This window comes from Maribacter sp. (genome assembly GCF_039968975.1).
Classification (GTDB): domain Bacteria; phylum Bacteroidota; class Bacteroidia; order Flavobacteriales; family Flavobacteriaceae; genus Maribacter.
On the sequence record NZ_JBDVOT010000239.1, the window covers coordinates 21,673 to 32,749 of the forward strand.

Here is an 11,077-nt window from a genome sequence, read left to right on the forward strand (position 1 = left end):
AAGATGTTATTCGAAATCAAAATCTACATCAGGTGCATTTTCTGAGCCAGCATCTGCTTTGTAGTAGGCTAGTTCGCTAAAATTTAAAAAACCTGCCAAAATAGAATTCGGGAATTTTTTAATGTGTAGGTTGTATGGTTCAACAGTTGCATTGAATCTATCCCTGGCTACGTTAATTCTGTTTTCGGTACCTTCTAATTGCGATTGAAGTTCTAGAAAGTTTTGATTTGCTTTTAAGTCAGGATAGCGTTCTACCGTTACCAATAATTTACTTAACGCACCACTTAGCCCGCTTTGTGCTTGGTTGAATTGCGCTAATTGCTCTGGTGTAATGTTGGTAGGGTCAATATTGACTGAAGTTGCTTTTGCTCGTGCTTCAATAACATCTGTCAAAGTACCTCTTTCAAAATCTGCGGCGCCTTGTACTGTTTTTACAAGATTACCGATTAAATCGTTTCTACGTTGGTAGGTACTTTCTACATTGGCCCATGTTTTGGTAGATGTTTCTTTTAGTGCAACGGCAGTATTGTTGAAGCCAACGCCCCACTGGTAAAATCCAAATGCTATGACAACGATAACGATTAATGCGATTAGTCCTTTTTTCATAATGGTTGTGTTATAATTGGTCTTTAATTTTATTTAATTCAGCTTTAACACGTTCTAGTTTTTGAATGATATCAAAGTTAGAAAGCGTTTTCTGCTTTTCTTCTTTAAGGTGAATTTTGGCGCCATCAAGAGTAAAGCCTCTTTCTTTTACCAAATGATATATTAATTGAAGATTTTTAATGTCTTGGGGAGTAAATTTTCTATTTCCCTTTGCATTTTTTTTAGGTTGGAGCACATCAAACTCTTTCTCCCAAAAACGAATTAGTGAAGCGTTTACGCCAAAAGCACGGGCAACTTCACCAATGCCATAATATCTTTTTTCTGGAAGGTTTATCTGCATTAATCTAATGATTGATTTTCTTGATTAGCGAATTTCAACATATTTTCGAATTCTTCTGGTGATAAACTACCATAATAGAAATTCATTGGGTTGATTCTGTCATTGTCTTTCCATACTTCATAATGTAAGTGTGGCGCTTCTGATCTACCTGTGCTTCCTACAAAACCAATAAGATCACCTCTTTTTACTTTTTGACCTTTTTTGACATTGTACCGACTTAGGTGTGCATAAAGGCTTAAATACCCGTATCCGTGATCAATACGAATATGTTTTCCATATCCAGATGAATTGTTATCCGCTCTTATGATTTTACCATCGCCTGCAGCATATATAGGCGTGCCCTTTGGAGCGGTAAAATCCATACCATAATGCATTTTTCTGGCCTTGGTAAAAGGATCCGATCTCCACCCATAACCAGATGCCATACGTTTTAAATCCTCATTATTTATAGGCTGTATTGCAGGTATCGACATTAGTAATTTTTCTTTCTCTTCTGCCAGTTTCGTAATCTCATCTAATGATTTAGATTGTATGGCCATCTGTTTTTTAATGATATCAAGTCTCTTTGTAGTAGAAACGATCATTTCGGAATTATTGAAACCTTCTAAAGATTTATATCGGTTTATACCACCAAAACCTGCTTTACGCTGCTCGTCTGGTATAGGGTTGGCTTCAAAATATAAACGGTATATGTTATTGTCTCGATCTTCAATATTCCCTAGAACTTCTTCGATTTGTTCCATTTTCTTGTTCAATAACTCATACTGAAGCTCGTAATTTTTTACTTCCCGAGATAGGGAAAGTTCTCTTGGTGTATTGACTAAATTGGTGTTCAGAAGAAGAATTAACGCTAAAAAACCAAAAAGGCATGACCCCAAAATAAAGAAGGCTATATTTCTATAACGTTTAGATTTTTCGGGTTCTATTTTACGGTACGACAGCGTGTCTGGGTCGTAATAGTATTTTACCTTAGACATGAATGTTATTTATCCTATTTTTGTTTTTTCAATTATTAGGGAACAAACAAATATAAAGATAGTTTTATATAAACCGTTAAAATTTGTAAAAGCTTAGCATTTTAGATGAATTCCAAAGAGACAAGAACGCAATTTCTGAATTTTTTCAAAGGTAAAGAACACAAAATAGTGCCTTCTGCGCCAATGGTCATAAAAGATGACCCAACCCTGCTTTTTACAAATGCGGGTATGAACCAGTTTAAAGAATACTTTTTGGGCATCAGTCAGCCAAAGAGCTCTAGAGTGGTAGATACCCAAAAATGTTTACGTGTAAGCGGTAAGCATAATGATTTAGAGGAAGTAGGTAAAGATACTTACCACCATACCATGTTTGAGATGTTGGGTAATTGGAGTTTTGGTGATTATTTTAAGGAAGAAGCCATTACTTGGGCTTGGGAGTTATTGACGGAAGTGCTTAAAATTGACAAAGACAGTTTATATGTATCTGTTTTTGAGGGGAGTGACGATGCAGATCAATTGAAATTAGATACCGAAGCCTTTAATTTATGGAAGGGTATTGTGCCTGAAGATAGAATTATCATGGGCAATAAGAAGGATAATTTTTGGGAAATGGGCGATCAAGGTCCTTGCGGTCCATGTTCAGAAATTCATGTAGATATTCGTTCAAAAGAAGAAAAGGCAAAAGTTTCTGGAGCAAGTTTGGTAAATCAAGATCATCCGCAGGTAGTAGAGATTTGGAATCTTGTTTTTATGCAATATAACCGTAAGGCAGATGGTTCTTTAGAAAATTTACCGGCAAAGCACGTAGATACCGGTATGGGTTTTGAGCGCTTGTGTATGGTGTTACAGGGGGTGCAAAGTAATTACGATACTGATATTTTTACACCTCTAATTAGAGAAATAGAAACGATTACAGATTCTGACTATGGTAAGAATGAAGAAATTGATATAGCCATTCGCGTAATCAGTGATCATATACGTGCCGTAGCATTTTCAATTGCAGATGGTCAATTGCCAAGTAACACAGGTGCAGGTTATGTTATAAGAAGAATTTTAAGAAGATCGGTACGTTACGGTTTCACGTTTTTAAATACCAAAGAACCTTTTATGTACCGTTTGGTAAATGTGTTGACAGATTCTTTAGGCGATGCATACCCAGAATTAAAAGAGCAGAAACAGTTAATTGTAAATGTTATTAAAGAAGAAGAACATTCTTTTTTAAAGACCTTAGATCAAGGATTGTTGCTTTTAGATACGATTATAAAAAATACAAAAGGCAAAACGGTAGATGGTGGAAAAGCTTTTGAACTGTATGATACCTTCGGTTTTCCAATAGATTTAACTGCTTTGATCCTTAGTGAAAAAGGATATGAATTAGATGAAGCAGGTTTTGATGCGGCTATGCAGCAGCAAAAAAACAGATCAAAATCCGCATCATCTATATCTAAAGAAGATTGGGAAGTTTTGCAGGATGATAACGAACAGGAGTTTGTTGGTTATGATATGCTAGATGTAGAGGTGAAAATTACCAAATACCGTAAAGTAGTTTCTAAAAAAGACGGAACCCAGTTTCAGTTGGTATTCAATCTAACTCCGTTTTACGCAGAAGGTGGTGGTCAAGTAGGTGATAAAGGGTATTTAGAAGATACTCATGGTGATGTAGTATATATTACTGATACCAAGAAAGAGAATAATGAGATCATACATTTTGCTAAAAATTTACCAAAGCATTTAGGTGAAAGTTTTAAAGCGGTAGTAGATAAAAAGCAACGTAGTAGAACAGAGGCAAACCACACGGCAACGCATTTGTTGCATCAGGCGTTGAGAGAAGTGTTAGGTAAGCATGTAGAACAAAAAGGTTCTTCTGTGCATTCTAAGTATTTGAGATTCGATTTTTCTCACTTCTCTAAAATGACTCCAGTTGAATTACAAGAAGTGGAGAATTTTGTAAACGCCCGTATAGACGGACATCTAAAACTTCAAGAAGAAAGAAATGTGCCTATGAAAACGGCAATTGCTGATGGTGCAATGGCATTGTTTGGAGAAAAATATGGTGATGCCGTAAGAACAATTCGTTTTGGTCAATCTATAGAATTGTGTGGTGGTACCCATGTAAAGAACACAGGTGATATTTGGCAATTTAAAATAAAGTCTGAAGGTGCTGTAGCTGCAGGTATTAGAAGAATAGAAGCAATAACAGGTGATGCAGTTAAAGATCTACATGTAGATAATGATAAATTATTATCGAAAATAAAAGGAGTATTGGGTAATACTCAAGATCCTGTAAAATCAGTTTCAAGTCTTCAAGAAGAAAATAGCAGTCTTAAAAAGCAAGTAGCAGAACTGTTGAAAGACAAAGCGAAGAACTTAAAAGGAGATTTACTATCAGAGCTTAAAGAAGTAAACGGAGTACAGTTTTTAGCAAAGAAAATTGATTTAGACGCAGCCGGTATAAAGGACTTAAGTTTTGAAATGGGCAGTAATAAGGATAATTTGTTTTTGTTGTTCGGTACTGAGCAAAATGGTAAAGCATTATTGTCATGTTATATTTCTAAGGAATTGGTTGCATCTAAAGAATTAAATGCAGGCACAATTGTTCGTGAGCTTGGTAAGTATATTCAAGGAGGTGGCGGTGGTCAGCCCTTCTTTGCAACTGCAGGAGGTAAAAATCCTGGCGGTATTGATGAGGCATTGTCAAAGGCTGAAAGTTATTTGAAGTAGACGGTTTTTGATTTTTAAGAAGTTCAATGGTTAATAAACTTTAATAATATGAATCTCTTAACCGAAATACCTTTATCGAGAGCCCAAAATTCAATCGACTATTCAAGTCAGTTATTACTTTTAGGCTCTTGTTTTTCCGAAAATATAGGAGCAAAATTAGCATATTACAAATTTCAGGGATTACAGAATCCGTTTGGTATATTGTTTCATCCTTTGGCAATTGAAAAGCTGATTCAAAAGTCTGTGAATCAAGATTTATTTGCTGAAGAAGATGTTTTTCATGAGAATGAGCAATGGCATAGTTTTGATGCGCATTCTAGCTTAAGTAATCCCTCCAAAGAAGAAATAATTAAATGTTTAAATGATGCGTTAAATTCTACTGCTGCACAATTAAAAAAAGCCAGTCATATCATTATCACTTTAGGTACAGGGTGGGTGTATCGAAATAAATCTAGCAATCAAGTAGTCGCAAATTGCCATAAAGTACCGCAGTCTAATTTCACGAAAGAATTGTTAAGTGTCTATGAAGTAGTAGAAAGTTTAAAACGGACTATTGGTTTAATACAATCTGTAAATCCTTCAGCTCAATTTATTTTTACCGTTTCTCCTGTTCGGCATTTAAAAGGCGGGTTTGTAGAAAATCAATTAAGCAAATCGCACTTGATTTCTGCGATTCATAATGTATTGGATGAGGGTGAAATCTCTTATTTTCCAAGCTATGAATTAATGATGGATGAACTACGAGATTATCGCTTTTATACTAAGGATATGATTCACCCAAATGAGGTGGCGATAGATTATATCTGGGAGAAATTTGTTGAGGTGTGGATTGCACCAAATGTATCTACAACTATGAAGAAAATAGAGAAAATACAACAGGGTGTATCTCACAGGTCCTTCAATGAAAAATCTGTTCAGCATCAGAAATTTCTTTTGAAATTGAACGTGTTGAAATCAGAAATTCAGAAAGAATACCCTCATATTGAGTTTTAAATCAGATACGAATTTTGTCGAATTTTTCAAGGTTATAAAATGAGAATGTAGTTTTATAGTTATTTTTCAATTTGGATTGTCATTATGATTAAAAAAATAAGTTCCCTTGTTTTATGCATATTTAGTGTAATGATTGCGAATGCGCAGCTTCCGTTGGCAGAATTAGAAGCATTGCAAACATTATATAATGATACCGGAGGCCCTAATTGGATCAGTGAGACAGATGCGGATCCTACGAACGATTGGGATTTTGCTACTCCCTTAATAAATACCGATGTTACAAATTGGTTTGGGATTACCGTTATTGGAGGTCATGTTACGCAATTAGATTTGGATGTAAATACTAATACCGGTAATAATTTAATAGGCACAATACCAGATGAAATTGGAGATTTAGAGTTTTTGGTTGATTTGGATCTTTCTGATCAATCTGGTCTCACAGGCACTATTCCTAACAGTATTGGAACGCTTCTAGATTTGGAATTTTTGCTTTTGAACGGTAATGAATTGTCAGGTAGTATACCTGTAGAACTAGGTAATTTGAGCAAACTAGAAACTTTATGGCTAAGCTCAAATAACTTAAGCGGCACAATTCCTCCTGAACTTGGTGACTTAGCGAGTTTAGAATCTTTAACACTATCTGGTAATCAACTCACGGGTAACATACCTGTAGAATTGGGCAATTTAAGTAATTTAGTAACACTTTGGCTCTCTGCAAATGAACTCATTGGGGAAATTCCTGCTGAATTAAGTTTACTTGTGAATTTAACTCAATTGCTCATAGGTGCAAATAACCTTACAGGTGAAATTCCTGAAAGCATTTACGACTTAATTAACTTGCAAATTTTGTCCTTATCACATAATCAGTTGGAAGGAGCTATTTCTCCATTGGTTGAAAATTTAGTGTCTTTAGAGTCTTTAATACTTCGTGATAACCAATTTCAGGGTGATTTACCTGAGGAAATTGGGAATTTGACTGCGTTATTAACATTATGGCTAGGTCAAAATAACTTTACGGGAACAATACCCGATTCTTTCTCTGGTCTAGTAAATTTAGGGTCATTTGAAATTAATGATAATAACATAGAAGGTGTTTTGCCTGCGAGCTTAGTAAACTGGACCAATCTGAGTGGTTTTGATATTTATAATAATAATATTGAGGGGGATATACCAAGTTTTGTTTTTTTAAATGAGGGTACATTTAGAATTTATGGTAATCGTTTTCAATTTGGTGATTTTGAAGTCGAATTTAATTACTACAACGGCTTCAATAATTTTGTTGATACCCCACAGGCTTCAGTGAATGATATTGAGAATTTAACTGGATGTGTTGATGGCTCTATTACATTAAGTACTACGGTTAGCGGTAGTGCAAATGTATATCAATGGTTTAAAAACGGTGTTGCAGTACCGAATTCAAATATGCCAGATTTAGTATTAACGAATCTTCAAGTGGCGGATACGGGCGTTTATACTTGTGAAATTAGTAGTACTATTGTTACAGATTTAATCTTGGAAAGAAACCCAATAACATTGAATGTAGATAGTAATGGACCTATTGCTAATAAAGTAGATGATATAGTCATTTGTGATACTGATACAGATGGGTTTGCAACATTTGATCTAGATTTTGTAGCCATAGAATCACAAGTAGTAGGAAGTCAAAATGGGTTGACCGTTTCTTATTTTGATGCCTCAGGAAATACAATCACGTTAACCGATTCATATACCAATACTACAGCAAACCAACAAGATATTACGGTTAGGGTTGAAGCAGGGTCAACTTGTTTTGATGAAATTGTTTTTAGTCTTATTGTAAATTCTTTAGTTGTTGCAGATGTATTAGCAGATGTAGAGGAGTGTAGTGTATATGTGCTGCCAACGTTAAGTTCTGGTAATGATTATTATACTGCTACAGGTGGTACAGGGTCATTACTAAATGCAGGTGATGAGATTACCGAATCGCAAATAATATACGTGTATGCAGAAAGTACTTCGGGAGCGGGAGATTGTTTTGATGAAAGTAGTTTTTCAGTCAATATTACTGAGGTTTTAGTTTCTGAATTCGAAGACGTTATTGCTTGCCAAACATATACTTTACCGATACTACCTGATGGGCAAGATTATTATAGTGAAGCAGATGGTAATGGAGCCATTTTGTTGGCTGGTGATGAAATTTCAGCATCAACGACCGTTTATGTATTTGCAGAAGAAAATGGTTGTTTTAATCAGTCTAGATTTACCATAAATATAGATTCTGTTGCATGTCAAGGTGTAGAGTCCTTGGGTCTACCTAAGTTTTTTACACCAAATAGCGATTCTTATTTTGATGTTTGGGATACATCAAAACTATCAGGTACAGGTAATATAGATATATTTATTTATGATCGTTACGGTAAGCTCTTAAAGCAGCTAAATCCTAATACTTCTAATAGCTCTTGGGATGGTATGTACAATGGTAAACAAATGCCATCAAATGATTATTGGTTCAAATACCTGAATTACGATACGGGAATACACCTTTCGGGTCATTTTTCGTTAAAACGATAGGCTATTTATTCGTTTGTTCCTTAAATTCGAATACATTGTTTTTTTATGAAAAAGATATTTTTAGGCTTAGTAATAGGAGCAACATTATTGTTTGCCTTTCAAACTTGTCAAGATGATAAACAAGATAAATCTATTCTTGAAGAAAATTCTATGCTTATACAACAAGAAATTGCTAATGTTTCTAAATTGGTGGTAACAGAAGGGCATTTTTCTGAGGTGTATAATTACAAAGATTCTAAAGAGCTTTTTGGTCCGTTATTACGTGCGGAGAAAAAGGCTTTAGTGGTGGTAAATGCAGATGTTACCGTCGCTTATGATCTAAGTAAGATTGACTTTGAGGTTGATGAAGCAACTAGAACGGTAAAAATTAATAGCATACCAGAAGCAGAAATTAACCTGAATCCAGATTTTGAATACTACGACGTCACCGCAGATTATTTAAACCAGTTTGATGCGGCCGATTATAATAAAATCAAAAAAACGGTAAAAGCTTCTTTAATGAAAAAGGTAGAAGCTTCAGCTTTACGTATAAATTCGGAAAACAGACTTATTAGCGAATTACAAAAGTTCTATATTCTAACCAATTCTATGGGATGGCGATTAGCATATAAAGAGCAAACCATAGAATCTTTAGAAGGATTGCAATCCATTAAACCAGAGATTTTGCCGTAGCTAATTCTAGTCCGTCATCAATTAATTGTCCTAATTTAGGTTGGTCTAGCTTAATGTTTTTAAGATGTATTTTAATATTTTCCACTAATACTTTTTCATTACTTAAAATTGCCAGTTCATATATTTCAATGGGCAGTAACCACTCTTTTGGGTATTTTTCTTGTATCGTCTCAAAAACCTTTGTTCTAGAGATAATGGTGTTATTGCCCTCTCTAAAATCTCTAATAAGCTTGTAATATGATTCTAATTCTGAATATGAACTGTCATACTTGTTTTGGTTTCTTGTACTCAACGAATGATCTAATAGGTCAAAACTTTTCAAATCTGCAGGACCATGGTAGGCAGAAACAATTTCTTCACCAATAGCCATGTTGTAGAGTTCTTCATTAGACTCAAAAAGTATATTTCCTTTGTGCGTTACTTTACAATTCTCAAAAGTGATTAGAATAATACGACCTTTAAGATTTCGTGTACCTGTTACTATTTTACCGGTTACATTAATACCACCGGTAAAATCAAGCGAAACTATTTCACCTTCATAAATCTTATACGCTTTAAGATCACGAGGGCTCATATCTTCAATGGGAATATTAATACCCTTGAGCCTACCGATAGGAGAACCAAAACCCGTTTCATGCTGATTGATGTCTTGCCCAACCAATTCTTTTTCTCTGTATGCCAAGGCAGATTTGCCTTTCGTTTGAAAGTAAATAGGTTTGCCATCATGAGAAATTAATGATTCGAAATTACCGGAAACTTGTAAGCCGGTACTTAATTCAATTGTACCTAATTCTTTAGAATCGATAAGTTTTTGTAAACCTGATAATCCTCCTCTTCTCAATGCCATGGTATTGGCAAAATCTTCAAGTACCTGACTTAAAAAAGCAAAATCTGGGGTAACAAAGAGTTGGGGCTGTTTTTTTGTAATATCAAAAGATGTTTTTGCCGCTTCTATGGAATAAGGAAGTTTTTTGACATTGTCTGTCATGCACCACTGACTTTCACCTATAGAAGATAATAGTCCAGCCCCATAAATTTTAGGATCTTCAAGGGTGCCTATAAGTCCGTATTCAACCGTCCACCAATGCAAATTTCTTATGAGAGCCATTTCACTAGGTTTGCCCATGTTGTCTTGAAGAAATTCTATATGCATCTCGGCTTTTTCAATTTCATCTATTGGCGTTCCTTTAGCCTCTTTGATAATGGACAAATGCCGAACAGCTTCATAAAGCTCAAAATCTTTAGCGCTAGATATTGCTTTACAACCAATTTCTCCAAAACGTCTTAAATATGCAGCATATTCAGGGTTGGCAATAATAGGTGCATGACCTGCACCTTCATGTATAATGTCTGGGGCAGGGGTGTAGGCAATGTTTTCTAATTGACGTATGTCTGAAGCAATTACCAGTACGTTGTACGCCTGAAATTCCATAAAGGCAGCAGGAGGAATAAAACCGTCAACCGCAACAGCAGCCCATCCTAAATCCTGAAGAATACGGTTCATTCCGTACATGTTGGGAATGTTGTCAATAGAAATTCCGGTTTTACGTAATCCTTCTAAATATGATTTATGAGCCACTTTACTTAAATAGTCAACATTTTTGCGCATTACATAACGCCATATCGCCTGGTTAATAGGTGTGTAGTCCTCGTAATTTTGAGGTTTAATGTACTGTCTTAAATGTTTTGGAAGCTTATCTAAAATAGGATTGCTTTCATATTCAGAAGTTTTCATACCATTAATTTTCTGTGACACACTCATATTATTTCTACTAAATATATAATTTACAGACCAATTAATTGTTAATTTTAACTAAATTAGGAAATAAGACTTTTAAGTAATCATTTTTCGGGAATTAGTGCTTTTTAAGTGTTGTTAGTGATTATAAAACAGGAAAAAGTTATGATGGAAAAATTAGATGATATAGATAGGGCGATATTAAGAATATTAGAGAAAGATGCTAAAACGGTAGCCAAGTCTATTGCAGAACAATTGGGTTTGACCAAAACACCCGTTTATGAACGTATTAAAAGATTGGAGCATGAAGGGTTTATCAAGAACTATGTAGCTATCTTAAATAAAGATAAAATTGAAGAAAGTATAACCGTTTTCAGTTTTGTTTCTTTAGAAGCGCAAAAAGGAGCAATGATGGATGATTTCTTTGAGCAGGTTATGAAATACCCAGAGGTGGTAGAATGTTTTGTAGTGGGTGGTGAA

General features: G+C 34.9%; 9 protein-coding genes. 5 read left to right on the plus strand and 4 right to left on the minus strand.

The features are described from left to right. Window positions 1–6: 6 nt before the first annotated feature. The 3 genes from ABJI11_RS16485 to ABJI11_RS16495 are packed head-to-tail and all read right to left on the minus strand — an operon-like array spanning window position 7 to window position 1,923. A complete protein-coding gene (locus ABJI11_RS16485) occupies window positions 7–606 on the minus strand; it encodes a LemA family protein (protein ID WP_348354663.1) in 600 nt (199 codons plus the stop codon). A 10-nt stretch (window positions 607–616) separates the two neighbouring features. Beyond that, the gene (locus ABJI11_RS16490) at window positions 617–946 is read right to left on the minus strand and encodes a MerR family transcriptional regulator (RefSeq protein WP_074669947.1); all 330 of its coding nucleotides are present in this window, start codon (window positions 944–946) and stop codon (window positions 617–619) included. Continuing rightward, window positions 946–1,923, minus strand: coding sequence for a M23 family metallopeptidase (locus ABJI11_RS16495; RefSeq protein ID WP_276493830.1), 978 nt, complete (start codon window positions 1,921–1,923; stop codon window positions 946–948). Before ABJI11_RS16495 ends, ABJI11_RS16490 begins: the two co-directional genes overlap by 1 nt. Before the next feature lie 105 nt (window positions 1,924–2,028). Between ABJI11_RS16495 and alaS the strand changes: the two genes are divergently transcribed. The 4 genes from alaS (at window position 2,029) to ABJI11_RS16515 (ending at window position 8,859) form a co-directional block, all read left to right on the plus strand. Beyond that, entirely contained in the window at window positions 2,029–4,644 is a 2,616-nt protein-coding gene (gene alaS / locus ABJI11_RS16500) for an alanine--tRNA ligase (RefSeq protein ID WP_348354667.1), read from the plus strand. A gap of 48 nt (window positions 4,645–4,692) precedes the next feature. Continuing rightward, on the plus strand, window positions 4,693–5,637 hold the full coding sequence (locus ABJI11_RS16505) for a GSCFA domain-containing protein (RefSeq protein ID WP_348354670.1): 945 nt from the start codon (window positions 4,693–4,695) through the stop codon (window positions 5,635–5,637). A gap of 129 nt (window positions 5,638–5,766) precedes the next feature. After that, window positions 5,767–8,187 (plus strand): T9SS type B sorting domain-containing protein, encoded by a 2,421-nt coding sequence (locus ABJI11_RS16510; protein WP_348354673.1) that lies wholly within the window; start codon window positions 5,767–5,769, stop codon window positions 8,185–8,187. 45 nt (window positions 8,188–8,232) lie between these two features. Beyond that, window positions 8,233–8,859 carry a DUF4230 domain-containing protein gene (locus tag ABJI11_RS16515; protein WP_348354676.1) on the plus strand — a complete coding sequence of 209 codons (627 nt, stop codon included), beginning with the start codon at window positions 8,233–8,235 and terminating at the stop codon, window positions 8,857–8,859. Here the strand turns inward: ABJI11_RS16515 and ABJI11_RS16520 are convergent. Next, complete coding sequence (locus ABJI11_RS16520) at window positions 8,837–10,594, minus strand: aromatic amino acid hydroxylase (protein WP_348354679.1); 1,758 nt, start codon at window positions 10,592–10,594, stop codon at window positions 8,837–8,839. The two genes, ABJI11_RS16515 and ABJI11_RS16520, sit on opposite strands and share 23 nt — an antisense overlap. 168 nt (window positions 10,595–10,762) lie before the next feature. Here ABJI11_RS16520 and ABJI11_RS16525 point away from each other — a divergent pair. Beyond that, window positions 10,763–11,077: Lrp/AsnC family transcriptional regulator (locus tag ABJI11_RS16525; RefSeq protein ID WP_348354682.1), on the plus strand; the 315-nt coding region annotated here is incomplete at its 3' end.

Excerpts from the sequence above, each read along its gene's own strand:
- ABJI11_RS16510 (WP_348354673.1), top strand. The coding sequence starts at position 5,767 with ATGATTGCGAATGCGCAGCTTCCGTTGGCAGAATTAGAAGCATTGCAA.
- ABJI11_RS16515 (WP_348354676.1), top strand. The coding sequence starts at position 8,233 with ATGAAAAAGATATTTTTAGGCTTAGTAATAGGAGCAACATTATTGTTT.
- ABJI11_RS16490 (WP_074669947.1), bottom strand. The coding sequence starts at position 946 with ATGCAGATAAACCTTCCAGAAAAAAGATATTATGGCATTGGTGAAGTT.
- ABJI11_RS16520 (WP_348354679.1), bottom strand. The coding sequence starts at position 10,594 with ATGAAAACTTCTGAATATGAAAGCAATCCTATTTTAGATAAGCTTCCA.
- ABJI11_RS16485 (WP_348354663.1), bottom strand. The coding sequence starts at position 606 with ATGAAAAAAGGACTAATCGCATTAATCGTTATCGTTGTCATAGCATTT.
- alaS (WP_348354667.1), top strand. The coding sequence starts at position 2,029 with ATGAATTCCAAAGAGACAAGAACGCAATTTCTGAATTTTTTCAAAGGT.
- ABJI11_RS16505 (WP_348354670.1), top strand. The coding sequence starts at position 4,693 with ATGAATCTCTTAACCGAAATACCTTTATCGAGAGCCCAAAATTCAATC.
- ABJI11_RS16495 (WP_276493830.1), bottom strand. The coding sequence starts at position 1,923 with ATGTCTAAGGTAAAATACTATTACGACCCAGACACGCTGTCGTACCGT.